The following is a 26,579-nucleotide window of genomic DNA, read 5'->3' as shown; positions in this document are numbered from 1 at the left end:
TGGGTGTTTTTTATTCTAAAAGGCGAATTTTCACTACTATTCTACCTCCATACACCCTGTAATCGCCCTGAATAAGGAAAAAAGATGAGCTCAATGAGAAGCTACAAAGGTATAAAGCCTGAACTTGGTGAGCGTGTTTACGTTGACCCAACCTCTGTTTTAGTCGGTGATATCCGAATTGGCGATGATTCTAGCATTTGGCCATTGGTAGCAGCGCGAGGCGATGTAAACCACATTCACATTGGTGATCGAACGAATATTCAAGATGGCAGTGTTTTGCATGTCACCCATAAGAACGCCGAAAACCCAAACGGCTACCCATTGATTATTGGTAATGACGTTACGATTGGCCACAAAGTGATGCTGCACGGTTGTCAGATCCACGATCGTGTTTTGGTTGGTATGGGAGCTATTGTTTTAGATGCTGTTGTAATTGAGTCAGAGGTGATGATCGGAGCAGGCAGTTTAGTGCCACCTGGGAAAGTATTAGAAAGTGGCTACTTATATGTTGGAAGCCCAGTAAAGCAAGCTCGCCCTCTATCAGAAAAAGAACGAGCTTTCTTGCAAAAGTCTGCCAACAACTATGTGCAGAACAAAAACGACTACTTAAATGAAGTAAAAGACTTGAACTAAAGCCCTGTTAACCGATGATGATATGGCCTTCTTCGTTGAAGGCTTCATCTTCTATTAGCTCTTCAGCCATTTCTTCTAGGTCGAATCGGTAGCCAGTAAACACTTTAATTGCCGCTTGCTCAGTTTCAATCAGTGAACCACTGAGCTTTTCTAGCTTTTGTTTCGTCACAAAGCACTCTATTAGTGCGCCTGATTGTTGCGCCGAAAAGTTTACCGATTGTGATACTTCATCCCATGATTGAATATCTGGGAATAAGATGGATTGATTCATCGCTTATTGACCTTCAAGGTTCTTTCTTAGTTCTCTGAGAACTTGTTTAGCACCAGGACGTAAGCCACGCCAAAGCATAAAGCTTTCCGCAGCCTGCCCAACTAACATTCCAAGACCATCATACGCATGAGCGGCGCCATTCTCTTTTGCCCATAAGTTAAAGCTCGTCACCCCTTTGCCATAAATCATGTCATAGCTTGTACTGTTAGCGGCAAAGATGGAGGATGAAATAGTCGGTAGTTCACCACTAAGAGAAGCGGATGTGGAGTTAATGATGACATCATACTCTTCATCAATACTTGCCATCTCTTTGGCGCGGATAGGACCGTGAGAGGCAAACAGCTCTGCAAGCTCCTGTGCTTTACTAAAGGTACGGTTGGTAATGGTTAAAGAGGTCGGCTTTTGATCGAGTAGTGGCTTAATAACACCACGAGCTGCACCACCAGCGCCAATAATTAGGATTCGCGCGCCTTCCAATACAACCTGATGCTGAAGCAGATCTTGCACTAAACCTGCACCATCAGTGTTGTCACCGATGATTTCACCATCGTCTAACTTCTTGAGGGTATTTACCGCGCCTGCTAACTGAGCCCGTTCTGTCAATCGACTAGCAAATTGATAAGCATCTTCTTTAAATGGCATAGTGATGTTGCACCCCTTGCCACCTTCAGCAAAAAACACCTTCGCCGCGTCAATAAAACCATCAACAGGTGCACTTTCTGCGGTGTACACCAAAGATTGATTAGTTTGACGAGCAAACAAGGTGTGAATGAATGGCGACTTACTGTGTCCGATAGGATTACCAAACACGGCATAGCGATCGATTTGCTGGGTCATTTCCTTACCTTTGTTCCTTACTTAGATATAGAGAAAACAGGGCCACCTGATTACAGATGACCCTATCACTATCTATCTATATAGAAAAGGAGATTCCGTGCTTACCACTCTCGGGGCGTTAGGTATCGCTCGTAAAGTTCAGCTTCTGGCGATCCCGCTTCTGGCTCGTAGCAGTACTCCCAGCGAGCGAGCGGCGGCATTGACATCAGAATCGACTCAGTACGCCCACCACTTTGTAAACCAAATAAGGTGCCACGGTCATACACTAAGTTGAACTCTACGTAACGGCCGCGACGATATAGTTGGAATTCACGCTCACGCTCACCATACTCGATCTCTTTACGACGAGAAACGATCGGCAAATAAGCCTGGCAATAGCCTTCACCGACTGCTTTGATGTAAGCAAAACACTTATCAAATTCCCACTGGTTTAGATCATCAAAGAACAAACCGCCAACACCGCGAGTTTCATTACGATGTGGTAGGAAGAAATATTTGTCACACCATGCCTTATGCTCTTGGTAAACATCGTCACCAAATGGTGCACAAAGCTGTTTTGCAGTGTCGTGCCATGATTGGCAATCTTCTTCAAATGGGTAGAACGGCGTTAGGTCAAAACCACCACCAAACCACCAAATTGGGTCTTCGCCATCTTTTTCTGCAATAAAGAAGCGGACATTGGCGTGTGAAGTCGGTACGTAAGGGTTTTTAGGGTGAATAACCAAAGAAACACCCATCGCTTCAAAACGACGACCCGCTAGCTCTGGGCGATGCGCTGTCGCAGATGCTGGCATTTCTTTCCCTTCCACATGCGAGAAATTCACGCCTCCCTGCTCGAAAACAAGGCCATCACGCAAAACACGTGAGCGACCACCGCCACCCAGACGCTCTCCTTTTTCACGTTGCCATGCATCTTCGACAAAGACGGCCTTTCCATCTTCTTGTTCTAACTGCTGACAAATGGAATCCTGAAGTGACATCAAGAACTGCTTTACGGCGTGCTTATCGATCGCTGACATACGTTATTACCTATTACGTGAAACCTAATGATGGCTGGCTAGCAGGGTTAACCCTGTCTTAATATTTGTGAAGTTTTGGCGTCACGAATCTCGCTGGGTTTATCACGACCGCTGGTCTCGCCACGAAGAATGGCGACCAGCTTATCACCCAACTGCTCTTCGACTTCTTCCGTGGTCATACACGGTGGTAAGCCGGAAAGGTTCGCGCTGGTAGAGGTTAACGGCTTTCCGAATGCATTACACATTTTTTGCACCAAAGGATGATCAGTCACACGAACCGCAATTGAATCAAACTGCCCTGAAACCCAGTTGGATACTTTATCGCTCGCTGGCATGATCCAAGTGTATGGGCCTGGCCAAGTGGCATGAACAGTCTGTAATTGTTCTTCAGTCAACTGAGATTCATCAATATAAGGCAAGAGCTGATCATAACTTGCCGCGATGAGAATCAGCCCTTTTTCTACCGGACGCTGCTTGAGCTCTAATAGCTTTTGAATTGCTTCTGGGTTATCTGGATCACATCCGACACCAAAAACCCCTTCTGTTGGATAGGCAATCACTTCGCCTTGCTTGAGTGCGTTGAGCACTTGTTCAAAGTTATCCACCGATTACTTCCTATTTGTTTGACTGTGTTGTTTTCACTAAGTGTACAAATATTCATTCTCAGACACTAAAGCAATTTTTTTATAAAATGTATCAATAGCGCCAACAACAAGACGCAAACGTTTGCTTGAGATAAAAATCCCCGTATAATGCGCACAAATTTATAGCTCACCTAATTTTTGCAGCTTAAAGGAGTTTGAGATGAAAGTCGGTATCATCATGGGTTCTAAATCCGATTGGCCAACCATGAAACTAGCAGCGGACATGCTAGACCAATTTGGCGTGCCTTACGAAACAAAAGTCGTGTCAGCACACCGAACTCCTCAATTACTGGCTGACTACGCCAGTGGCGCAAAAGAACGCGGCATCAAAGTTATCATCGCAGGCGCAGGTGGTGCAGCCCACCTACCAGGTATGGCGGCGGCGTTTACTAGTTTGCCTGTGCTTGGGGTTCCCGTTCAGTCTCGTGCACTGAAAGGTATGGATTCACTGCTTTCTATTGTACAGATGCCAAAGGGAATTGCGGTTGGTACATTGGCGATTGGCGAAGCGGGCGCAGCAAACGCCGGTATCCTAGCAGCGCAAATCCTAGGCACTCATGATGAAAACATCATGGCGAAGGTAGAAGCATTCCGTAATGAGCAAACGGAAACAGTTCTCGCAAATCCAAACCCTGCAGAGGATTAATCAGATGCATGTACTGGTTCTTGGTGCGGGTCAGTTGGCTCGTATGATGTCTCTGGCTGGTGCGCCACTGAATATTCAAATTTCAGCTTACGATGTCAGCAGCGGTGATGTCGTTCACCCTTTAACTCAACAGGTACTTGGCCATGGCTTGGAAAATGCGATTACGCAAGTTGATGTGATTACTGCCGAGTTCGAGCATATTCCACATGACGTGCTCAAAGTTTGCGAAGCGAGCGGCAAGTTCCTACCAAGTACGCAAGCCATCAAAGCAGGTGGTGATCGCCGTATTGAAAAAGCACTGCTTGATGATGCCGGCGTGCGCAACGCGAAATACTACGTCATTGAAACTCGTGAAGACTTTGAGCGCGCAATTGAACACGTTGGTATGCCAATGGTTCTGAAAAGTGCATTAGGTGGTTACGATGGTAAAGGCCAATGGCGCTTAAAAGAAGCTTCTCAAGTCGACGACATTTGGACTGAGATGGCAGAGTGCATCGCGGCAACACCAACTCAAGCGATTGTTGCTGAAGAGTTTGTTCCTTTTAACCGCGAAGTATCACTGGTTGGTGCTCGAAGCAAAGATGGCAGTGTGGAAGTGTATCCTCTGGCAGAGAACGTCCACACCAACGGTGTATTGAGTCTTTCTACTGCGATTGATGCGCCAGGGTTACAGGAACAAGCAAAGCAAATGTTCACGGCAGTCGCAGATAGCCTAGATTACGTTGGCGTATTAGCGCTTGAGTTCTTTGATGTCGATGGGGCACTTTTAGTGAATGAGATTGCTCCACGCGTGCACAACTCTGGTCACTGGACACAGCAAGGTGCAGAAACGTGTCAGTTTGAAAACCATCTGCGCGCAGTGTGCGGCTTACCATTAGGCAGTACGAAATTGGTTCGTGAAACCTCAATGATTAATATTCTTGGTGAAGACACACTACCAGAAGCATTGTTATTAATGGATGGTTGCCACCTTCATTGGTATGGCAAAGAGAAACGTGCAGGTCGCAAGATGGGACACATCAACGTGTGTGGCGACTACCCAGGAGAATTGCACCGTAGGTTGTGCGCTCTGGCAGACATCTTAGACCCAATAGCTTTCCCAGCCGTGCAAGCGTTCGCTAAACAGCCTCAACACTAACGTTTGGCAGCAAAAAAATAAAAAAAGGGTCGCACGATGCGACCCTTTTTAATTCCTTTGATGTATTTACCCTTGTTGGGTGTGCTGGCACTTACGGTTGGCACATTGCAATTTCACACCACTGGCGAGTTTCTTCTCCACCAACAAAGTAAAACCACATTCTTCGCATCGCCCCTTGACCGGAGCAAGGTTCACAGCAAATTTGCATTTAGGGTAGTTATCACACGCGTAGAAGGTTTTGCCAAATCGGGTTTTACGCTCAACCAAATGTCCTTTGCCACATTCAGGGCAAGCGTGTTGCTCTTGTGACTGCGCCTCTGGCTCTGGTTGATTAATCGACTCAATATGATGACAAGCCGGGTAATGGCTACAACCAACGAACATACCGTAGCGCCCTTGGCGGAGAACCAACTCATTGCCACACTCAGGACAAGGCACACCCAACTCTTTCACGATGTGACCATCATTGCTGTGTAGCGGTTTAATGTAATCACAGCTTGGGTAATGGTTACAGCCGAGAAATGGGCCATGTTTTCCGTGCTTGAGAGTCAGCTCACCACCACATTTTGGACACGGCTCGTGCTCCAAAGCGTGTTCATGGGCAGAGAAAAGGGTGTTGTCGATTTTACTACTCATACTTACCGTTTCGTGAAAAACACACAAAAAGACAAGCTCGCGTTTATTCTGGCTAAACTCGAACTTGCCCAGATGGTTAGTGAAGAATCCCTTGTTCCTTGGTGTACAACAGCTCTTCCATTAGCGTGTAAGCGTTTTCGTTGCCAGGCACATTAAACAGCACCATCAGAATGATCCATTTGAGGTCTTCAAGCTCAAACTCACTCGTTTCTAATCCCATCACTCGGTCAATCACCATTTCGCGAGTTTCTGTGGTTAACACATTGATTTGCTCGAGAAACAATAGAAATCCTCGGCATTCCAAATCTAAACGCTGCATCTCTTTCGCTGTGTAGATACGAGTTGATGACGAAGCCATGCAAGTCGAGATTGCAGAAGAGGTGTCACTTTGCTGCAATGCGGCAAGCTCTTCTAACCAGACAAGGGCTTTGTAGATATCTTTTTGTTGGAAGCCAGCACGAAGCAACTCTTCTTCCAACTCGTCTTGTTCGACCTGTAACTCTGCATCGCTATGGATGTAGGTTTCGAATAGATACATCAGTATATCCATCATCATAGCTAGCCCCTCCCCTTTCGAATATAGCCACCTGAAACCGCAACGACATGCCCAGAGAGTTCTAACTCTAAGAGCTGCATCATGACTTCTTGGACAGGTATATTGGTCCTGTTTGCAAGAATATCAACCGGTGTAGCTTCACTTCCTACGTTAGCTAACAGCTGAGGAAATGGCAATTCTTCTTCATCATTTAACGTAGAAAATAAATCGGTACTCTGATTAATAGACCAATCAAGCAAGGACTGTATTTCATCTAAGACATCTTTCGTCTTTTCTACGAGGCAAGCGCCATGACGTATCAACTGGTTTCCACCGCAGGCATTGGGGGCATTGATTGACGCTGGCAGCGCAAATACTTCTCGACCTTGCTCAAGCGCGTAACGAGCTGTAATTAACGAGCCGCTCTTTTTCGCCGCCTCGACGACCAGTACACCAAGCGATAATCCACTAATAATACGATTACGACGCGGGAAGTTTTCTGGGCGCGGCTTGGCATTAGGCCGAAACTCAGACACCAAAGCCCCATGTTCAATAACACGTTGCGCTAAACCACGATGACGTGCCGGATAAATATTTTCTAAGCCAGATCCTAGCACCGCAATCGTCTTACCACCCGCTTGCAACGCACCATCATGCGCATGACCATCAATGCCTAAAGCGAGACCACTGGTGACAATAAAATCGTGCTGAACAAACTCTGCAGCAAACTGACGTGCATGCTGTAATCCATCAATACTCGCATTTCGACTGCCAACCATCGCGATTTGTGGCTGAGAAAGACAAGTAGGGTTTCCTTGAACAAAAAGTAGAGGTGGCGGTGCAACGATTTGTTTGAGTTGAGGTGGATAACGCGGGTCAGTCAGTGTCAGGATATGATGGTTTGTAGAAGCCTCAAGCCAGCTTAAACAAGCATCGACTTCTTTATCTGTTGAAGCCCAAGCTTGAATTTGCTTAGTTGTTAACCCAAGTTGTTGTAGCTGTTCAGGAGAGAAGTTTACGATGTTACGTGGCGTGTCTCTTGCCAGTAGCTTATTCATTTTGACGCCGCCAATGCCTGGTAAACAACTCAGTTTTAACCAGGCAGCGAGATCATCGTTATTTCGTCGATTCATCGATGGTTAATTCGTCCGCCAACGGTGACACCACCGAAATATCTTGGTTAATGGGTTTCGTACTGTTAGTGATCAGTGCCAAGCTAAAGTACTCATAAGGACGAATGACCAGCAACTCACCAACTTTGCTTTGAGGCAAAGTGATTTTCTTATCAAGCACGCCAAACTCTTTCTTGAACTCATCGCCGTCTTTGTAAACTGGGTGCGCGTCTTCTTTTAAATCAAACACACTGCCTTGCTTGAGATTGTCTGACGTGCCTTTATCAATCACCACGACTTGGTTAGTTGAACTAAAGCGAATACCTTCGATATTACCTAGCAACTTTGCAGAACTGCCTTGTGGCGACGGCAGCGGATAGAACGTAGTCGTGAAGTCAGTATTCTCAACCGATTGATTTGGCAACGCGATATCGTTACGTAGGATTTCTTGCATTTGCGATGTAAGCTTCAAACCTGAATAATCACTCGAAGCTTCAACGAGCTCGCCTTTGGCAATCAAACGCAGCGCGGTAATCTCTTCGGACACATCGTCACGCGAAAAGGTAGCTACTGGTCGGTAAATAGCCCAACCTGTCGCGGTCTGATTGCCATTGATATACAGCACATCTTCTGCAGTCAGATACTTACTGCCTTTGCTGCTACCCATCACTTTTGCTGCTCTGTTCAACGAATCTTTATCTAGCAACCGATCCGATTTGAGGTAAGGCATCACCAAACCTTCCGCGACCGTTGGTAGGGCTTTCTTTTCTGTGATGCGAGCTTTCGGGCTCAGCTTCTTAACCGGTTTTAGGCTCAACACGGGCTGACCGTTAATCCACACCAAAGACAGCTTGTCTCCAGGATAAATTAAATGAGGGTTGTCGATTTCCGGGTTTACTTGCCATAAACGAGGCCACAACCACGGGCTATCCAAGTACATGGCCGAAATATCCCATAGCGTATCGCCCTTCACGACTACATACGTTTGTGGCGCATCATCTTTAACTGTCAGTGGGTTCGCATCCACATTTGCTACAGCGTTGAAAGAGAAAAGTAACGGCAACGTAACACTGGCAACGTTGCGGAAAATTCGATTCATGACCCTCGTCCTTGGTCTATTAAGCAGGAACCAGAATGGAAATTGGTGCAAGGATGCTGTCATTTAGGCTATAAAATGTCTAGAATTGAGCCAACAAGGTTTGTGCTGTTTCGGCACAGTTCAATATTTCGAGTGAATATGTCTGTATTACAAGTATTAACATTCCCGGATGATCGCCTGCGCACAGTCGCAAAGCCTGTTGAAGCGGTGACACCTGAGATTCAAAAAATCGTCGATGACATGATTGAAACCATGTACGACGAAGAAGGTATTGGCCTTGCTGCAACGCAGGTTGATATCCACAAACGTATCGTAGTGATTGATATTTCAGAAACTCGCGATGAGCCGATGGTGCTAATCAACCCTGAGATTCTGGAAAAGCGTGGCGAAGATGGCATCGAAGAAGGCTGTCTGTCGGTACCAGGTGCGCGCGCACTTGTGCCTCGCGCTGCAGAAGTTACCGTTAAAGCACTGGATCGTGATGGCAAAGAGTTCACCTTTGAAGCCGACGACCTGCTAGCGATTTGTGTTCAACACGAGCTTGATCACCTACAAGGTAAGCTATTCGTGGATTACCTATCACCACTGAAACGCAAACGCATTCAGGACAAGCTAGCAAAAATCAAACGCTTTAACGAGAAGCAGCAAAACGCTTAATCTCGAACCATACCAATTAGAAGGAAGCCTACCTTGAGTCAGTCTTTACGTATTGTCTTTGCAGGTACTCCGGATTTCGCCGCCCGTCACTTGGCGGCGTTGTTGTCTTCGGAGCATGAAGTCATCGCGGTTTACACAAACCCAGATCGTCCAGCGGGTCGTGGCAAGAAATTGGCTGCGCCACCGGTAAAACAACTGGCGCTGGAACACAACATCCCGGTTTACCAACCTGAAAGCTTTAAGTCCGACGAAGCGAAACAAGAACTTGCCGATCTGAACGCCGATCTCATGGTTGTCGTTGCGTACGGTATGCTGCTGCCACAAGCGGTTCTTGATACCCCTAAACTGGGTTGTATCAACGTACATGGTTCTATCCTACCTCGTTGGCGTGGTGCGGCTCCAATCCAACGCTCTATTTGGGCGGGCGATGCAGAAACTGGCGTAACCATCATGCAGATGGACATCGGTCTCGACACTGGTGATATGCTGAAGATTGCAACTCTGCCAATCGAAGCGACAGATACCAGCGCTTCAATGTACGAAAAATTGGCTGAGCTTGGTCCAGAAGCCCTGATTGACTGCCTAGCAGACATTGCTGCGGGTAAAGCAGTGCCAGTGAAGCAAGACGATGAGCTAGCGAACTATGCGAAAAAACTCAGCAAAGAAGAAGCACGCATCAACTGGAACGACGATGCGGCGCACATTGAGCGCTGCGTTCGTGCATTTAACCCATGGCCAATGAGCCACTTTGAGGCGGCAGAAAACAGCATCAAAGTATGGCAAAGCCGTGTGGCAGAGCAAACCAGTGACAAGCCAGCCGGCACCATCGTGCAAGCAGATAAAACCGGTATCTATGTTGCGACAGGCAACGGCATACTGGTGCTAGAGCAACTGCAAGTTCCTGGCAAAAAAGCCATGTCAGTTCAGGATATTCTGAATTCGCGTGCGGCTTGGTTTGAAGTGGGCACTCTGCTAGTTTAAGCCATACTAGGGGTTATTATCCCCAATTATACGAACTTTTAGAGGGCAGAGATGCCCTCCTTTACTTTAAGGTACTCATCATGAATGTTCGCGCTGCGGCTGCTAACGTCCTGTATCTTGTCGTCGACAAGGGCCACTCACTTTCAAGCGCTCTTCCAGCGGCTCAACAAACGGTACGACCTCGTGACCACGCTCTGTTACAAGAGATCTGTTACGGTGCGCTACGTTACCTACCTCGCCTAGAAATGATCGCAAACCAATTGATGGATAAGCCGCTAAAAGGCAAACAACGTGTATTCCATCACCTAATTCTGGTTGGTATTTACCAACTGAGCTTCATGCGTATTCCTGCGCACGCAGCAGTCGGTGAAACGGTTGAAGGCACTAAAGAGCTGAAAGGTCCTCGTCTGCGTGGTTTGATTAACGCGGTATTGCGTAACTACCAGCGCAACCAAGAAGAACTCGACCAAATGGCCGTCAGCAACAACGCTGGCAAGTACGGTCACCCAAGCTGGTTACTAAAACTGCTGCAAGAGGCCTACCCAAAGCAATGGGAAAGTATTGTTGAAGCGAACAACCAAAAAGCACCAATGTGGCTGCGTGTGAACCATCAACACCACACTCGTGATGAATACCTTGCGCTGCTCAAAAATGAAAACATTGATAGCACGCCACACACAGAAGCAATGGACGCCATAAAATTGGCCGCACCATGTGACGTGATGAAGCTACCTGGTTTTGATAAAGGTTGGGTTTCGGTACAAGATGCGGCGGCGCAGCTTTCGATCAACTACCTAAAACCACAAGACGGCGAACGGATTTTAGATTGCTGTGCTGCGCCAGGTGGCAAGACTGCGCACATTCTAGAGCGCACGTCGGGCAGTGAAGTGGTCGCGATTGACTGCGACGACACACGCTTGAAACGTGTGCATGAAAACCTGAAGCGTCTCAACCTTCAGGCAAAAGTGGTTTGCGGTGATGCGCGTAATCCACAAGAATGGTGGCAAGGCGAGCAATTTGATCGCATTTTGCTGGATGCCCCATGTTCTGCGACTGGCGTGATTCGTCGTCACCCAGACATCAAATGGCTACGTCGTGCAGACGACATCGCCGCATTAGCAGAGCTGCAAAGTGAAATTTTTGATGCCATGTGGACGCAACTGAAGCCCGGCGGCACCATGGTTTACGCGACTTGTTCAATCATACCGCAAGAAAACGTGGAGCAAGTAAAAGCGTTTTTAGCACGTACCGCGGATGCGCAACTGCTGGATTCTGATCCCGACCAGCCTGGTCGTCAAATTCTACCAGGCGAAGAAGATATGGATGGTTTCTACTACGCAGTGCTAACTAAGACACACGCGTAACAGCATGCTAAATAGGGCGATTGAAGTGATTTCAATCGCCTTTTTCAGATACGAGAAAAGAGTATGAAGATCATTATTCTTGGTGCAGGTCAGGTTGGCGGCACACTGGCAGAAAACCTAGTGGGTGAAAACAACGACATCACCATCGTCGACAATAATGCCGACCGACTGCGTGAATTGCAGGACAAATACGACCTACGTGTGGTCAATGGCCATGCGAGCCATCCAGACGTGCTACACGAAGCTGGCGCGCAAGACGCCGATATGCTCGTCGCAGTAACCAACACTGATGAAACCAACATGGCCGCCTGTCAGGTCGCGTTCACTCTATTCAATACCCCAAACCGCGTTGCGCGTATTCGCTCTCCAGAATACTTGGCAGAAAAAGAAGCCCTGTTTAAATCTGGCGCTATTCCTGTTGATCACCTTATCGCACCAGAAGAACTCGTCACGAGCTACATCGAACGTCTGATCCAATACCCAGGCGCGCTGCAAGTGGTGAGTTTTGCTGAACAGAAAGTCAGCCTAGTGGCGGTGAAAGCTTACTATGGTGGCCCGTTGGTGGGTAACGCGCTGTCTGCTTTGCGTGAGCACATGCCGCACATCGATACCCGTGTGGCGGCGATTTTCCGTCAAGGCCGTCCGATTCGCCCACAAGGTACCACCATTATTGAAGCCGACGATGAAGTGTTCTTCGTTGCAGCAAGTAATCATATTCGCTCAGTGATGAGTGAGCTTCAGCGCCTAGAAAAACCGTACCGCCGCATCATGATTGTTGGAGGTGGTAACATTGGCGCAAGCTTGGCAAAACGCCTAGAGCAAACTTACAGCGTGAAGCTGATTGAGCGTAACTACCAGCGTGCAGAAAAGCTCTCTGAGCAACTAGAAAACACCATCGTGTTCTGCGGTGATGCGGCAGACCAAGAGCTTCTCTCGGAAGAGAACATCGACCAAGTCGACGTCTTCATCGCGCTGACCAACGAAGATGAAACCAACATCATGTCTGCAATGTTGGCAAAACGCATGGGCGCTAAAAAAGTGATGGTGCTGATCCAACGTGGCGCTTATGTAGACCTGGTACAAGGCGGCGTAATTGATGTAGCAATCTCACCTCAGCAAGCCACTATTTCAGCCTTGCTAACGCACGTTCGTCGCGCTGATATCGTAAACGTATCCTCACTTCGCCGCGGCGCTGCGGAAGCGATTGAAGCCGTCGCTCACGGTGATGAAAGTACATCTAAAGTGGTTGGACGTGCGATTGGAGATATAAAGCTTCCACCTGGGACCACCATTGGTGCTATCGTTCGTGGCGAAGAAGTTCTTATTGCCCACGACCGTACGGTCATCGAGCAGGATGACCATGTGGTGATGTTCCTGGTCAACAAAAAATACGTATCAGACGTCGAAGCGCTATTCCAGCCGAGTCCATTCTTCCTCTAGGATTTTCCTATGGTCAACTTACGTCCCGTACTGTTTGTTATCGGGCTGGTTTTATCCAAACTGGCCCTGTTTATGTACGTGCCGACTTTGGTCGCTTTCTTTACCGGTACGGGGGGGTTCCTCGATTTCGCCCAAGCCGTTGTGATCACGCACCTTGCCGCCTTCATCTGCCTAACGATAGGTCGAACCGCCAAGTTCAAACTCAGCGTACGCGATATGTTCCTCATCACCAGTTTGGTTTGGACCATCGCGAGTGCGTTTGCCGCCTTGCCATTTGTGTTTATCAACCACATCAGCTTCACCGACGCCTACTTCGAAACGATGTCGGGTATCACCACGACGGGCTCAACGGTGCTCAGTGGCCTAGACAACATGGCGCCGAGCATCTTGCTGTGGCGCTCTATTTTACAGTGGCTTGGTGGCATTGGTTTTATCGTGATGGCGGTAGCAGTGTTACCTATGCTGAATGTCGGTGGTATGAAGCTATTCCAAACCGAATCATCAGATTGGTCGGATAAAAGTAGTCCAAGAGCGAAAACGGTCGCCAAAAACATCGTAGCGGTTTATTTGATGCTAACAGGCTTATGTATTTTGGGCTACTTGGTCACCGGCATGAACCTGTTCGAAGCAATCAACCATGCCTTTACTACGCTATCGACGGGTGGATACTCTACATCTGATGGGTCAATGAACCACTTCTCTAATGGCGCACATTGGGTGGCCACTACCTTTATGTTCTTAGGTGGTTTGCCGTTTTTGCTCTTTATCGCCGCATTACGTAAACGCCGTATTGATGTGTTGGTTAACGACGCTCAAGTTAGAGGATTTGCGTACCTGTTCGTATTCTCTAGCTTAGTGATTTCAGCTTGGCTAGTGATTCGAGATGGGTACACCATTTTGGATGCCCTGCGAGTGTCGATGTTTAATATTGTCTCTGTCGTCACCACAACTGGCTTTGGCTTAGAAGACTTCACCGCATGGGGCGCATTACCCACTACTCTTTTCGCATTCTTAATGATGGCGGGAGCATGCTCAGGATCAACGTCTGGCGGGATCAAAATCTTCCGCTTCCAAATTGCAATGACGCTGCTAAACAAACAAATGATGAAGTTGATTCACCCTTCTGGGGTGTTTGTACAGCGTTATAACCAGCGACCGGTGAATGATGATATTGTTCGCTCAGTGGTGGCATTTGGCTTGATGTTTTTTATCACCATTATCTTTATCGCGGGTTGTTTAAGTGCTCTTGGCCTCGACCCTGTGACCAGTATTTCTGGCTCAATCACCGCCGTTGCCAATGTTGGCCCTGGTATGGGCAGTGTGATTGGCCCAACAGGCAACTTCGCGCCTCTGCCCGATACTGCCAAATGGCTCTTAAGCTTTGGGATGTTAATGGGCCGCTTGGAAATTCTGACTATTCTTGTACTGTTCTTTCCTGCGTTTTGGCGCCGCTAAGCAGACTCTAATTAAAAGGTATAACAATGAAAACATGGATTACTCTGGCGACCCTACTTGCCGCCTCATCCACATACGCCGCCGAGGTCATCACTTTAGCCGATGGTCGAGAAGTGAAGTTGAACGATGACTTTACCTGGGAATACGTCATGAAAAAACCGGCGCAGCAAGCGACGGAGACACAAACAACAGCAAGCGTAGTTGAAACAATCGCAGCTCCTGCGATTGCGACAATTCCAGTGGTAACGAAAACCGTTGGCACGACCGTGGTGGTAAACGCCAAAAAGCCAACCATGCAGCTATCAGATTCAGGTGTGGATGTATTGATTGGTTCAGCAAGCTATCAAAGCGGTGAGCTTGTTTTACCTACATCAATCACCAACCAAAGCTCTCAATCTGTCATTCAAGTGGAAGTTGAGGTGCAAGTGTTTGATATGTCTGGTCAGCAACTGGCAAAAGAAAACGTGACTGTTTGGCAATCCATCAAGCGCATGGCGGATACCTACCTGCGACCACAGCAAGCGGAACAAGGTAAGAGCATTAAATTGGCTGTACCGCAATCACAGCAATACCAGTTTTCTGCCAAAGTGCTAGAGGTAAAAACTCGCTAATACGTGTTTAATATTCTTTGTTGAGCCTATCGGCTAGATAGGCTCAACAAAGTAATAAATCGCAAAGAAATGGCACACGCAGCCAGCCAAAACAAAGCCGTGCCAGATCGCATGGTTAAAGGGAATGCGCTTCGCAACGTAGAAAATCACCCCCAGTGAATACACAATTCCACCAGCGGCAAGCAGTGTAAGTCCGCCGACATCCAAGTTAATAGCTAATTGATAAATCACAATCAACGATAACCATCCCATCACCAAATACGTCATCAAAGAAAGCTTTTTAAATCGATAGACGAACGCAACTTTCATGATGATGCCGATCAACGCAATGCTCCAAATAACGATCATCAACCCAAATGCTAGAGGTGTTCTTAAGCTGACTAACAAGAAAGGGGTATAGCTGCCTGCTATCAAAAGATAAATAGCACAATGGTCGAAGGTTTTTAGCCAACGTTTCGCTTTGGGATGAGGGATCGCATGATAGAGCGTCGAGGCCAAAAATAGCACGATAATACTCGCACCATAAATCGCCATACTGGTAAGCGTTAAAGTGTCAGCTTGATGGTCTATGGCTTTAACTAACAGCAGTATCAAGCCAACAATACCAAAAATCATCCCTATACCGTGGGTGATGGTATTGGCCAGTTCTTCACGTTGACTGTATTGAGGTTTCTGCAGCTCGGGCATCAATGCGCCTATACTAGAGTTTGAAATTTGCTCTAGTATGGCACATTAGGCTTACACGTGTAAGCTTAAATTAAGACTCATGAACGGCAGTAGTTTGATCGAGATAATTGAGTACCAGTTCGCCAACTTGATCTGGCTTAGTCGTGGCAGGAATGGTCAGCTCTCGCTTGAGTTTGCCACTACCCAGTAAGCTCGCGAGCATGCCACCTTGCCCCTTGCGTGTGCGGTCAACTTCAAACCACAACTTGAGCTCTTGCTCACTGCGGTGGGCAACAAATTCTAATTCGCGCCACACGCCGTGGTAAGGTCCGTCGGTTGGCACCAGTTCAAACTCTTGCACAAATGGTAGATCGAATCCTTTCACTTCCTCGCATTCCACCTGGCGAATTCGTAAACCTTGCGCTTCAAATGCAGATAGTACCGCATCCATCAGTGGATCAGGTCGAACGGTGAGGATGTCTTTATCAGTCGGATCCAAAGCAGCGGCAACGTCTAAGCCGGTTTCTAACCATACTTTGGCATCACCAATGGTGACAGGCGTGTTCCAAGGCACATCGAGCTTAACATCGAAGGTACGCTCTTCGCCGGAATGGATGGTAAATGCGTAAGGGAGACTCCACTTAGCAAGCACATGAGTTTGAGGTACTCGGCGCATGCTGTGTCCTTCTCGCGCACCACGGTCATCAGGGGCTTCTGCGATGTAGCGGCAACAGAGTTTTAAATCAATGTTGTCGATCGCTTGTTCAGTCGCACCACCATATACATGGATCGACACATCCACACTTTGACCTGGGTATAGCACGTCTTGGTTTAAGATTGAGTCGACCTTCGCGCTCCCAATCCCAAAACTGGCAAGTGTCTTCTTCAAAAATGACATAGGCACCTCCTTCATCGAGATCTCATACTACTACTGCTGATCGTGGGATCAAACAAAAATTGCCTCGAACATCGCGACAAAATGACAAAATCTAAACAATTCAATTGCTCAACTATCGACCAATTATTACAAGGATGCTAATCTTACACTTGATATGCATGCATATCGGTATTCCTGACTCATTAACTGGATTGGCGAGAGCCAGAAGAGTGATTCTTCAATCTTGTTGGAGCCTAGCTCATAATGATTCAGGCCATTACATCGGCAATGGATATGCCTGACAGTTAGGTAAATTAATGCGCCCAACAACAGTCAGGTTCGCACACACTAATACTAGTGCAATGCGCCGCCGCAGTGGCTTTACTACTGCACCAAAGGCAAAGCAAGTTGCGCCAGCAATGACATTGGTTGAGAAGACAGCAATGATGTCGAGTGTTCCGGCCAAAGTTATCAAAGCAGCTTAATCAAAAGCGCGGCGCCAGCTGCGCTTTTTTCTTTGCACGCAACTCATAAAACTTCAAAGACTTAGAACAAACCACGGTGAAAGAGATCGTTTTTCCTATTTGGTCTTAGCAAAGCAATTTGGTACCTTTACTGCTAATTACACCTATAAATTCTGTGGAGAAAGAAATGAAGTGTCATCGCATTGAAGAGCTGCTTGAGCTACTAGAGCCTGAATGGCATAAAGATCAAGAGCTGAACCTCTTGCAGTTCATCGTTAAGCTGGCAAAAGAAGCAGGCTATGAAGGAAAGCTAGAAGATCTGACCGACGATGTACTGATCTACCACCTTAAAATGCGTAATAGCAGCAAAGATGAAATGATCCCTGGACTCAAAAAAGACCAAGAGGACGATTTTAAAACGGCGATCCTACGCGCTCGTGGCATCATCAAATAACCAGCTCAACAGCCAGTATTCTTTAAGCGACTCTCTCTATGAGTCGCTTTTTTATAACCAAAGTTTTTAGTCCCACAATTGGTTATAACTGTTCAGCCAATTATCAGGTTAACTGTACTGATTTTTGTTGTTAAACATTGACTGCGTTAAAGAAACGGAATTGTTATTGATTGTATAATCGCCGTTCATCAGTATTTACTAAAATAATTATGTTCGGTCATCTTTATGACGGAACGAGCAGCAATGTCATCGAGCGACATCAATAGAAATGACGCCGTACATTATAAAAGCCTAAGAAGGATGAGTGCATGAGTCAGGACAAGATCGATATCAAAGATGTGACTCCTAAAACCTATAATCCCAAAACCCATAAAGGAAACGGGGATCGGTTCAACCCAAGTAATCGCATCTATGTACGCGAAAGCAAAGGGACTTACCAGAAACTGCGTCGTTACGGTGGTTGGTTCTTACTGCTTCTCTTCGCTTTGATACCGTGGATCCCTTACGGTGAACGTCAAGCGATCTTGCTTGATATTGGCAACCAGCAGTTCAACTTTTTCGGTACCACCCTGTACCCACAAGATCTTACCCTACTCGCCTTGCTGTTTGTGATCGCGGCGTTTGGGTTGTTCTTTATTACCACCTTCTTGGGTCGGGTTTGGTGTGGCTATCTCTGCCCACAAACCGTCTGGACCTTCATGTATATCTGGTTTGAAGAGAAGCTCGAAGGTAGTGCCAATAAACGCCGCAAACAAGACTCCAATAAGCTGACGGCGAATTTAGCGATGCGTAAAACCGTCAAACATATAGCTTGGTTTGCCATTGCACTCGCCACTGGTTTTACTTTTGTTGGCTATTTCGTACCAATGAAGCAATTGGTTATCGACTTTTTCACCTTTAACGCCAACTTCTGGCCCGTCTTTTGGGTAATGTTCTTTGCCATTTGTACTTATGGTAATGCTGGTTGGATGCGTTCCATCATGTGTATTCACATGTGTCCTTACGCGCGCTTCCAGTCTGCCATGTTTGATAAAGACACCTTCATCGTTGGCTACGATGCAAAACGTGGGGAAAAACGTGGCCCACGTCCGCGTAAAGCCGATCCAAAGCAGCTTGGTTTGGGTGATTGTATTGATTGTGATTTGTGTGTGCAGGTGTGCCCAACAGGTATCGATATTCGTGACGGCTTGCAGTATGAATGTATCAACTGTGGCGCCTGTATTGATGCGTGTGACAACACCATGGATCGCATGGGCTACGAGAAAGGCCTAATTAGTTACACTACCGAGCATCGCTTATCGGGTAAGAGTACCAAAGTCATGCGTCCGAAGCTGCTAGGCTATGGTGCCGTACTACTCGTCATGGTCGGTCTTTTCTTTGCCCAAATTGCAGCGGTAGACCCAGCCGGCATGAGTGTTATTCGCGACCGTAACCAACTGTTCCGCGTTAATAGCTCGGGAGAAGTAGAAAACACCTACACCCTCAAAGTGATCAACAAAACTCAGCAAGTGCAAGAGTACTCGTTGGATGTTGAAGGGCTATCCGATGTAAGCTGGTATGGTAAGCAGACAATTCAGGTCCAGCCAGGTGAGGTATTAAACCTGCCAATGAGTCTTGGTGCCGATCCTGACAAGCTAAACTCTGCGATTACGACAATTCAGTTTATACTCACCGATAAGAGCAACGAATTCACTATTGAAGTAGAAAGCCGTTTTATTAAAAAACTATAGCGCTACTTCAGTGACTAACGGAAAAAGGCTCAGTAATGAGCCTTTTTGTTTATATGTCCCAAAGTATGTTTAACTTTGACGCCCTTACCCCAGACTTTATGTGGTACGCGTTAGAAAGCATCGGCGTTCGCGCAGAATCAGGCTTTCTTCCCCTCAATAGCTACGAAAACCGTGTTTATCAATTCACTGACGAAGAGCGTCGTCGTTATGTCGTCAAGTTTTACCGTCCTGAACGTTGGAGCAATGAACAGATCCAAGAGGAGCACGACTTTACTTTAGAGCTGATTGGCAATGAGATCCCCGTCGCACCACCTGTGCGCATCAACGGTGAAACCCTGCATCACTATCAAGGCTATGCTTTTGCGCTGTTTGATAGCGTGGGTGGTCGCCAATACGAGGTTGACAATTTAGATCAGCTCGAAGGTGTAGGGCGTTTCCTTGGCCGAATCCATAAAGTCGGCAGCCGCCAAGCCTTCCAACATCGCCCTACGATCGGCTTACAAGAATACCTGTATCAACCAAGAGAGATTCTGCAAAACGCCAATATGATTCCAATGCACTTGGAGAACAGCTTCTTCAATGACTTGGATATGCTGATCAAATCAATTGAAAGCCACTGGCAAGAAGGCTTCAATATGATTCGTTTACATGGCGATTGCCACCCAGGCAATATTTTGTGGCGAGATGGCCCTATGTTTGTTGATTTGGATGACGCTCGTAACGGCCCTGCAGTACAAGACTTATGGATGCTACTGAACGGTGAACGCCAAGACAAACTGATGCAGTTGGATATTGTTTTAGAGGCTTACCAAGAGTTTTGCGACTTTAATCCTGCAGAATTGAAACTAATCGAGCCACTTCGCGGTCTACGAATGGTGCACTATATGGCATGGCTAGCAAAACGTTGGCATGACCCTGCATTTCCTCTCGCTTTTCCATGGTTTAATGAGCCAAAATACTGGGAAGGTCAGGTCCTTGCATTTAAAGAGCAGATCGCCGCTTTAGAAGAAGCACCGCTGTCTTTAATGCCTCAATGGTAAGTCAGGCCAAAAATTCAAAAATGGAGATATTTCGATGAAAAAACTGTTCGCACTGTTTTCTATGCTGATGTTAAGCCTGTCGGCACATGCAGCGCAATTCAAAGAAGGTGAACATTACAAAGTATTGGATCTTGAGGCATCAAAAAAACCTCTTGTGACGGAGTTTTTCTCTTTCTACTGCCCGCACTGTAATAGCTTTGAACCAGTTATCCAGCAACTGAAAAAGCAGTTGCCAGAAGGTACTAAGCTATTAAAAAACCACGTTTCTTTCATGGGTGGCAACATGGGCCCATCAATGAGCAAAGCCTACGCAACGATGGTTGCACTAAAAGTGGAAGACAAAATGGTGCCAGTGATGTTTAACCGCATCCACAATCTAAAGAAAGCACCACGTAATGATGAAGAACTTCGTCAAATCTTCCTTGATGAAGGTGTAGATGCGAAAAAATTCGATTCTGCATTCAAAGGCTTCGCGGTTGATTCAATGGTTCGCCGTATGGACAAGCAATTTGAAAACAGCGGTCTAACCGGCGTTCCTGCGGTTATCGTTAACAACAAATACCTAGTTCAAGCACAAAGCATCAAAACGATGGATGAGTACTTCTCTCTGGTGAACTACTTGCTGACACTAAAATAAGCACATCGATATCAATCAAAAGGGGAGCACGTCGCTCCCCTTTTGTTTACTTGTAAATCTCTTGTAGTAACCGATCTTTTTCTTGCCACACATCACTCAGCCATTGCTGAAATTGCCGCTTATAGGGCTTATCGTTGAAGTAATCACCGAGCACTCGTTCATCAACGGGTAACACATTTACACGCACAACCACCTTGCTCATGCGGCCCATCAATAAATCCTTGAACGGTTTATGCGTATTTTCTGGGTACGCCAACGTAACGTCGATAATGCTCTCGAACTGTTCCCCCATCGCCGCTAACGTGTACGCAATCCCGCCCGATTTTGGTTGCAGCAAATATTGATAGTTTGCTTTACTCTTACGCTGCTTTTCTTCGGTAAATCGGGTTCCTTCGACATAGTTAACCACTGTGGTTGGAGTGTGTTTGAATTTAGCGCACGAGCGACGTGTCGTCTCTAAATCTTGACCTCGCTTATGAGGATTGCGGATCAGATACTCTCGCGAATAGCGACGCATAAATGGCATATCGAGCGCCCAACACGCCATCCCGATGAAAGGCACATACAGCAGTTGTTGCTTGAGGAAAAACTTCGGCATGGGAATACGGTCTTTAAACACGCAGCAAAGCACAACAATATCTGTCCAACTGAGATGATTACTGATCAGCAGATACCACCCGTCTTTTTTAAGCGCTTCACCGCCCTGAACATCCCACTCAACACGGTTAGATACCGCCAGAATGCACGCATTAACGGTAGCCCATAACCACATCACCTTATTGGCACAAACGGTCGCTAGTGCTTTTAGCTTTACGCCAGGAAGCAATATTTTAAATACAGCGATAACACAAATTGCGAGTGAACAAACCGCAGAATTGAGAATCACAAAAGAAGCGTTAAAAAAAAATAACAAATATGCCAACATGATAGTCAAACAACAGTGATAATGTGTGAAGAATAAAACAGCGTGTAATTATACTGCGCCTTTGCCACATTGGAACATGCGTGGAAATGGTCAGATTTGTTACCGCAACCAATATGTGCACCACTCATTCGACAACAAGGAGATAACGAATGAAACCAAGGCTACTTCTCTTGCCTTTGGCCTTTGTCGTCAGTTCTGCTCAGGCTCAACTCGCTGAAACCGCAGGTTTTGGCGGTGAAATTTCGCTGAATGCCGGATTCATATCATCAGAATCCAATTTCAATACAGAAAATAGTAACACCATCGATTCTCTCGATAAGCGTGCCGATAGTGACAGTTCCGTTATCGCTGCACCGCTAGGGAGTGTGACATACACCTTTGGTAGCCGACTCAACCACCAAGTTTACGCCGGTACCACACGCTCAGATGTCGCGGTAGGTACACTCGCTTTTCAGTTGGGCTATCAACACGAGCTACAATCTGGCACCGTGCTCGATGTTTCCTATCTGCCGACGGTACTCAAAGGCGAAACTTGGCGCAACCCTTATCAAGTAGGAACCGCACGTAAAGAGACGGATGTTGACGGCAATGCGTATCGCTTTCAGATCAAAGGGTTAATAGATAAGAACTTCAACCTTGATCTTGCTTATGCTGATAAAGACATCGAGCAGGAGGAAGTGACAGACCGCTCACTTGCTCGCGATGCTAACCTTTACTATGTCAAAGGCGACTATCGCATTCCACTCAACCAAACGTCTATGTTGCAACCCGCTTTCACCTACATCAATCAAGATGCCGACGGTAAGGCGGAATCATTTGATTCGTACGGGTTTGACATCAGCTGGTTTAAATTTATCAACCGCCATCGATTGGCCCTCACCGCGGGTTATGCATGGAAAGACTATCAAGCCGCTAGCCAAACTTTTGCTAAAACACGAAATGACGACACCATCAGCCTATTTGCGGCCTACGAATATCAAAACGTATTTGACTGGCAAGACTGGTCGTTCATTTCTTTAGCCGGCTATAGCCAAACTGACTCGAATATCACGTTTTATGAGGAGAAAGAGTACCTATTGTCGCTTGGTCTCAACTACACCTTCTAACGCCCTTCATCGCAACAAGGTGCTTACAACACTTGTTGCGATGACACTTTGCTGTCTATACCGCTTGCGCCGTAAGCTGTTTCAGCAAACGGTCCATCGCTCGATACCCAAGTGCCTCAGCCAAGTGCGTTCGTTCAATTTGCTCCGCCCCATCCAGATCGGCGATTGTTCGCGCCACTTTGATAATACGATGATATGCACGAATCGAGAGTCCTAAACGATGCAAAGCGGTCTCAAGAAACTCAGCATCACTCTTATGCAAGGGACAAAACGCCTCAATTTCTCGACTACCTAGCAGTGCATTGACCTTACCACTGCGGTTTAGCATATTGTTACGCGCATGGCTCACACGCGCTTTTACGATAGCAGTCGGCTCACCGCGATCACCTCCTTCTGCTAATGTCCCTTTGGGCAAAGCTGGGATTTCTAAAGACATATCAAAGCGATCTAACAGTGGTCCAGATAATCGACCAAGGTAGCGCAAAATAGCTTGTGGATTAGTGCGCGCTTGATTGCCTTCGTAATATCCTGTCGGGCTTGGGTTCAATGCTCCAACTAATTGGAAACGAGCCGGAAAGCGTGTTTTACCTTGCGCTCGAGAGATAATGATCTCGCCAGATTCGAGCGGTTCGCGTAACGAGTCCAGAACTTTACGATCAAATTCGGGCATTTCATCGAGAAACAATAACCCGTTGTGGGCTAAAGAGATCTCCCCTGGTCTGGGTACCGAACCACCGCCGACTAATGCCGCCATTGAACTTGAATGATGCGGAGAACGAAACGGACGCGACTTCCAGTTATGCTCATTAATTTCACTCTGAGTCAACGATGCCACCGAAGCGGTTTCCATTGCTTCTTCGTCACTCATTTCCGGTAATAAGTCACACAAACGCGAAGCCAACATCGTTTTTCCAGTACCTGGCGGGCCAAGGAAAAGGAATCTTAGATATAATAGACCTACGTTATTTTTAGGAGTACATAAGTTAGTTTTTTAGTAATGACAAAAGCATACAGTTACATTCGTTTCAGTACTAAAGGGCAAATAGAAGGTCGTAGCTTACAGAGACAGTTAGAAACTGCTCGGAAATACGCAGAGGAAAACGGGCTAGAATTGCAGAGCCTTTCTTTTCAAGATTTGGGTGTTAGTGGGTTTAAAGGACGTAATAGTGAACAAGGGGCTCTTTCCCAGTTTATAGAAGCGGTTAAAGAAGGGACTATTCCTGAAGGAAGTTGGTTACTCCTAGAAAGCTTTGACCGTATGAGCCGTCAACCAGTCGAAAAGTCCATGCGTCTTCTCATGGAGCTTGTCGAGCTTGGTATCATCGTCGTAACTCTCATGGATAAACAGGTATATAGAAGAGGTCAACTTGATATGACAAAGTTGATTATCTCACTTGTAATCATGAGCAGAGCACATGAGGAATCGGCAGCGAAAAGTAAACGCCTAGCTGATGTATGGCATGCAAAGCAAGCAGTTGCTCATCTAAAGCCACTGGGAACTCACCTACCTGCATGGCTCGAATACAACGAAGACAAAACTAAAATACAGATTAACTATGAGAAAGCAGTGGTTGTTCGTTATATTTTTGAGCTTTCAGCAAATGGGTATGGACGGTCTGCTTTAATAAGAAAGCTAAATTCGCAGGGGATTGCTCCTATAGGCTCAAGAGCTAAACGCTGGCACCTCTCTTATGTGACTAAGCTCCTCAATAATACCGCTGTTCTAGGCGAATACATCCCACATGTTACAGACAAGCTTGGTCAAAGAGTTCCTACAGGGGAAGTCATAGAAAACTACTATCCTCCTATTATAGAAAAAGACTTATGGCTCAGAGCTAAGGCAGCGGCTCAAAGTAGAAAAATCAGAGGGACTGGAGCAATTCGTAGAGGTCACACACGTAATATTCTATCAGGGATGGTTTCCTGTGAATGTGGTTCTTCGATGCAATTTGTTAATAAGGGCTCTTCAGACAAAGGGGGTTATTACCTTGTTTGTAGTACAGCGAGACACGGTGCTGGATGTCAGTATATAGGTCATCGTTATTATTCTGTTCAGTGGGTTGTTTTAATAGCTCTTCAAAAGCTTCTCCATACATTTGCAAACAAAGCAGATAACCACGAAAAAGAAATGCAGCTAGAGGGTGAGCTTGTCGAGCTAGACAGGAAGCTAAACAACCTTATCAATGATCTAGAAGAAAATGGGTCTAGTAAGTACATTAGCGCAGCGATACGTAAAACTGAGCAGCGTATGGATATAGTTAAGAACGAGCTGTTGATGCTTCAAAGTTCTAAGGCAGTAGAAAATGATGAGGTTGATTTACAAGAGATAACGCTAAGCCTTAATGAAAACTTCGAACGCCTGCGTTTACACCAATACCTTAAGAGACATATTACCAACATTGTGGTCTACAAAAACAAAGAACGCTTGGAGATAAACCTAAAGACTGGAGAAGATATCATCTTAACTTTTATCCCGTCAGAGAACTTGTGGCAGACTAATACTGGAGTCTCTTTCAGCGTTACTTTTGATACTCGCTGGGGTTGATATCATTACGGGTCTTAACTGATACAAGCTTAGAACGAAATAACTCAACCTGTCCGTTGTTCAGTAGGTACAGCGTTGACAGGTTGTTATAGCTACCCTTTCTATCAAAATGATTCATGGCTTAAGCCAGAATAACCAACCAATAGTAAACCACTATATATATATACAAGGTACGCGTGTGTGCGCACAGAACGCGCTCTAACCCTCAAGAAAGTACAATGTGTACCATATGTACAATAAAGCGCTTCGTTGCGTGCAGCAAAACACAGGAAGAACAGGAAAATTAAGTGATCGCAATCACACTTATGAACATTGGGTTATTTTTCTTGTGAATAGGGCAATTGAAGGGAATTAGCAGCTTTAATGAGATCAGTATCACATTAGTAAAAGCTAGATTTGAACAATCAAAAACTCAAGCGTACAATTTCGCCTTTTTGTTTTCTGATGAGCAATTTCGACTCTTATATTGTGTACTGTTTTTAATCACAAGCAAGATCAGTAGGTTGCCGCTACCTAGCTAACCCATTAAAATTGGTTGCGAAGGATAAGAAACCTGCACTGCTAATGCAGGCACTTATCTGGAAATCATCTACCACACCGTAAAGTAAAGTTTGGACGCGATACATACGGTGTCTAGAGAATACAAACCACAAAAGGGGTTACTGTATGTAGCACACAGAAGAAAATCTTTTGTAATTAGTCCTTATCAATATAAAACAGGAAGGTCACAAAACAATACTTTTGACTTTATTTTTGTGATCAATATCACTTGAATTTTGATGAGGTCTTATCAGTAATCCCTTTAATCATAAAGGGTAAACGAAATGAAGAATATCCAACACGGTAACGCACCAGCGGGTTTTAAATGGGTATACACACGCTATCGTCGTGTACGTAATTCTACTAAAATCCTTGATGCACATGCTTATGGCTGGCGTGCGTGGTGTTTCCTAGTACGCACTAAAGGAGGTAAATAATGAACTTCCTTTACAAGCTGCTGCTTAGGTTACTTTGGGGAAATGGTACATTCCCACCTATTTACTTCATTAAGTATTAT

28 protein-coding genes and 1 pseudogene are annotated in these 26,579 nt (G+C 46.2%); 17 read left to right on the top strand and 12 right to left on the bottom strand.

What is annotated here, in order from left to right; translation table 11 throughout:
* The first annotated feature begins 84 nt into the window (after positions 1-84).
* Positions 85-633, top strand: a complete 549-nt coding sequence (locus R7Q38_RS18785) for a gamma carbonic anhydrase family protein (protein WP_033906568.1) — start codon at positions 85-87, stop codon at positions 631-633.
* Between the two features lie 7 nt (positions 634-640).
* On the opposite strand, the gene R7Q38_RS18780 is transcribed toward R7Q38_RS18785, so the two are convergent.
* The 4 genes from R7Q38_RS18780 to R7Q38_RS18765 all read right to left on the bottom strand — a co-directional run bounded on the left by R7Q38_RS18780 (position 641) and on the right by R7Q38_RS18765 (position 3,365).
* Positions 641-904, bottom strand: a complete 264-nt coding sequence (locus tag R7Q38_RS18780; protein WP_238844197.1) for a DUF1488 domain-containing protein — start codon at positions 902-904, stop codon at positions 641-643.
* Positions 905-907: 3 nt separating this feature from the next.
* Positions 908-1,741, bottom strand: coding sequence for a shikimate dehydrogenase (gene aroE, locus R7Q38_RS18775; RefSeq protein ID WP_213886919.1), 834 nt, complete (start codon positions 1,739-1,741; stop codon positions 908-910).
* A 101-nt stretch (positions 1,742-1,842) separates the two neighbouring features.
* Entirely contained in the window at positions 1,843-2,760 is a 918-nt protein-coding gene (gene hemF / locus R7Q38_RS18770; protein ID WP_047104448.1) for an oxygen-dependent coproporphyrinogen oxidase, read from the bottom strand.
* A 47-nt stretch (positions 2,761-2,807) separates the two neighbouring features.
* The gene (locus tag R7Q38_RS18765) at positions 2,808-3,365 is read right to left on the bottom strand and encodes an L-threonylcarbamoyladenylate synthase (RefSeq protein ID WP_005379084.1); all 558 of its coding nucleotides are present in this window, start codon (positions 3,363-3,365) and stop codon (positions 2,808-2,810) included.
* A 199-nt stretch (positions 3,366-3,564) separates the two neighbouring features.
* On the opposite strand from R7Q38_RS18765, the gene purE reads away from it, so the two are divergent.
* Both purE and R7Q38_RS18755 read left to right on the top strand, forming a co-directional pair.
* Positions 3,565-4,050, top strand: coding sequence for a 5-(carboxyamino)imidazole ribonucleotide mutase (purE, locus tag R7Q38_RS18760; RefSeq protein WP_005379082.1), 486 nt, complete (start codon positions 3,565-3,567; stop codon positions 4,048-4,050).
* 4 nt (positions 4,051-4,054) lie between these two features.
* Positions 4,055-5,188 carry a 5-(carboxyamino)imidazole ribonucleotide synthase gene (locus R7Q38_RS18755; protein WP_054579450.1) on the top strand — a complete coding sequence of 378 codons (1,134 nt, stop codon included), beginning with the start codon at positions 4,055-4,057 and terminating at the stop codon, positions 5,186-5,188.
* Positions 5,189-5,254: 66 nt separating this feature from the next.
* On the opposite strand, the gene R7Q38_RS18750 is transcribed toward R7Q38_RS18755, so the two are convergent.
* The 4 genes from R7Q38_RS18750 to R7Q38_RS18735 all read right to left on the bottom strand — a co-directional run bounded on the left by R7Q38_RS18750 (position 5,255) and on the right by R7Q38_RS18735 (position 8,570).
* Positions 5,255-5,824, bottom strand: coding sequence for a type I DNA topoisomerase (locus R7Q38_RS18750; protein WP_017821580.1), 570 nt, complete (start codon positions 5,822-5,824; stop codon positions 5,255-5,257).
* 76 nt (positions 5,825-5,900) lie between these two features.
* Entirely contained in the window at positions 5,901-6,380 is a 480-nt protein-coding gene (locus tag R7Q38_RS18745; protein WP_005379074.1) for a DUF494 family protein, read from the bottom strand.
* Positions 6,381-6,382: 2 nt separating this feature from the next.
* Positions 6,383-7,492: a DNA-processing protein DprA gene (gene dprA / locus R7Q38_RS18740; RefSeq protein WP_053350676.1), complete on the bottom strand. Its 1,110-nt coding sequence runs from the start codon at positions 7,490-7,492 to the stop codon at positions 6,383-6,385.
* A complete protein-coding gene (locus tag R7Q38_RS18735; RefSeq protein WP_239938709.1) occupies positions 7,476-8,570 on the bottom strand; it encodes a LysM peptidoglycan-binding domain-containing protein in 1,095 nt (364 codons plus the stop codon). Before R7Q38_RS18735 ends, dprA begins: the two co-directional genes overlap by 17 nt.
* Positions 8,571-8,708: 138 nt before the next feature.
* Between R7Q38_RS18735 and def the strand changes: the two genes are divergently transcribed.
* The 6 genes from def to R7Q38_RS18705 all read left to right on the top strand — a co-directional run bounded on the left by def (position 8,709) and on the right by R7Q38_RS18705 (position 15,078).
* Positions 8,709-9,227, top strand: coding sequence for a peptide deformylase (gene def, locus R7Q38_RS18730; protein WP_005379068.1), 519 nt, complete (start codon positions 8,709-8,711; stop codon positions 9,225-9,227).
* A 33-nt stretch (positions 9,228-9,260) separates the two neighbouring features.
* Positions 9,261-10,208: a methionyl-tRNA formyltransferase gene (gene fmt, locus R7Q38_RS18725; RefSeq protein WP_064368874.1), complete on the top strand. Its 948-nt coding sequence runs from the start codon at positions 9,261-9,263 to the stop codon at positions 10,206-10,208.
* Between the two features lie 80 nt (positions 10,209-10,288).
* Positions 10,289-11,572, top strand: coding sequence for a 16S rRNA (cytosine(967)-C(5))-methyltransferase RsmB (gene rsmB, locus R7Q38_RS18720; protein ID WP_213969047.1), 1,284 nt, complete (start codon positions 10,289-10,291; stop codon positions 11,570-11,572).
* 63 nt (positions 11,573-11,635) lie between these two features.
* Complete coding sequence (gene trkA, locus R7Q38_RS18715) at positions 11,636-13,012, top strand: Trk system potassium transporter TrkA (protein WP_005379062.1); 1,377 nt, start codon at positions 11,636-11,638, stop codon at positions 13,010-13,012.
* 9 nt (positions 13,013-13,021) lie between these two features.
* Entirely contained in the window at positions 13,022-14,467 is a 1,446-nt protein-coding gene (locus tag R7Q38_RS18710) for a TrkH family potassium uptake protein (RefSeq protein WP_005386656.1), read from the top strand.
* Between the two features lie 26 nt (positions 14,468-14,493).
* Positions 14,494-15,078: a DUF3157 family protein gene (locus R7Q38_RS18705; protein ID WP_054575337.1), complete on the top strand. Its 585-nt coding sequence runs from the start codon at positions 14,494-14,496 to the stop codon at positions 15,076-15,078.
* A 33-nt stretch (positions 15,079-15,111) separates the two neighbouring features.
* Here the strand turns inward: R7Q38_RS18705 and trhA are convergent, their stop codons facing one another.
* Positions 15,112-15,765, bottom strand: coding sequence for a PAQR family membrane homeostasis protein TrhA (gene trhA / locus R7Q38_RS18700; RefSeq protein WP_169629132.1), 654 nt, complete (start codon positions 15,763-15,765; stop codon positions 15,112-15,114).
* Positions 15,766-15,835: 70 nt separating this feature from the next.
* Positions 15,836-16,642, bottom strand: a complete 807-nt coding sequence (locus tag R7Q38_RS18695) for a sporulation protein (protein WP_005379045.1) — start codon at positions 16,640-16,642, stop codon at positions 15,836-15,838.
* 296 nt (positions 16,643-16,938) lie between these two features.
* On the opposite strand from R7Q38_RS18695, the gene R7Q38_RS18690 reads away from it, so the two are divergent.
* The 5 genes from R7Q38_RS18690 to R7Q38_RS18670 all read left to right on the top strand — a co-directional run bounded on the left by R7Q38_RS18690 (position 16,939) and on the right by R7Q38_RS18670 (position 20,946).
* Positions 16,939-17,106, top strand: a complete 168-nt coding sequence (locus tag R7Q38_RS18690) for a hypothetical protein (protein WP_005379043.1) — start codon at positions 16,939-16,941, stop codon at positions 17,104-17,106.
* A gap of 166 nt (positions 17,107-17,272) precedes the next feature.
* Positions 17,273-17,539: a YihD family protein gene (locus R7Q38_RS18685; protein WP_017821571.1), complete on the top strand. Its 267-nt coding sequence runs from the start codon at positions 17,273-17,275 to the stop codon at positions 17,537-17,539.
* 308 nt (positions 17,540-17,847) lie between these two features.
* Positions 17,848-19,269, top strand: a complete 1,422-nt coding sequence (gene ccoG, locus R7Q38_RS18680) for a cytochrome c oxidase accessory protein CcoG (RefSeq protein ID WP_033906581.1) — start codon at positions 17,848-17,850, stop codon at positions 19,267-19,269.
* A gap of 53 nt (positions 19,270-19,322) precedes the next feature.
* Complete coding sequence (locus R7Q38_RS18675; protein ID WP_005379037.1) at positions 19,323-20,309, top strand: serine/threonine protein kinase; 987 nt, start codon at positions 19,323-19,325, stop codon at positions 20,307-20,309.
* Positions 20,310-20,343: 34 nt separating this feature from the next.
* Entirely contained in the window at positions 20,344-20,946 is a 603-nt protein-coding gene (locus R7Q38_RS18670; RefSeq protein WP_005379036.1) for a thiol:disulfide interchange protein DsbA/DsbL, read from the top strand.
* Positions 20,947-20,992: 46 nt separating this feature from the next.
* On the opposite strand, the gene R7Q38_RS18665 is transcribed toward R7Q38_RS18670, so the two are convergent.
* On the bottom strand, positions 20,993-21,871 hold the full coding sequence (locus R7Q38_RS18665) for an acyltransferase (protein ID WP_086047109.1): 879 nt from the start codon (positions 21,869-21,871) through the stop codon (positions 20,993-20,995).
* A 149-nt stretch (positions 21,872-22,020) separates the two neighbouring features.
* On the opposite strand from R7Q38_RS18665, the gene R7Q38_RS18660 reads away from it, so the two are divergent.
* Positions 22,021-22,977 carry a DUF2860 domain-containing protein gene (locus tag R7Q38_RS18660; protein ID WP_005379034.1) on the top strand — a complete coding sequence of 319 codons (957 nt, stop codon included), beginning with the start codon at positions 22,021-22,023 and terminating at the stop codon, positions 22,975-22,977.
* 55 nt (positions 22,978-23,032) lie between these two features.
* Here the strand turns inward: R7Q38_RS18660 and R7Q38_RS18655 are convergent.
* A pseudogene (locus R7Q38_RS18655) lies at positions 23,033-23,914 on the bottom strand (YifB family Mg chelatase-like AAA ATPase); the annotation flags it as partial.
* Positions 23,915-23,974: 60 nt separating this feature from the next.
* On the opposite strand from R7Q38_RS18655, the gene R7Q38_RS18650 reads away from it, so the two are divergent.
* Positions 23,975-25,522, top strand: coding sequence for a recombinase family protein (locus R7Q38_RS18650; protein WP_226084139.1), 1,548 nt, complete (start codon positions 23,975-23,977; stop codon positions 25,520-25,522).
* Positions 25,523-26,346: 824 nt separating this feature from the next.
* On the top strand, positions 26,347-26,499 hold the full coding sequence (locus tag R7Q38_RS18645) for a hypothetical protein (protein WP_170894137.1): 153 nt from the start codon (positions 26,347-26,349) through the stop codon (positions 26,497-26,499).
* Positions 26,500-26,579: the final 80 nt, after the last annotated feature.

This window comes from Vibrio sp. Vb0598 (assembly GCF_033338935.1).
Classification (GTDB): domain Bacteria; phylum Pseudomonadota; class Gammaproteobacteria; order Enterobacterales; family Vibrionaceae; genus Vibrio; species Vibrio alginolyticus.
The sequence above is the reverse complement of the archived record's forward strand: the minus strand, read 5'-3'. Positions and strand labels throughout refer to the sequence as shown.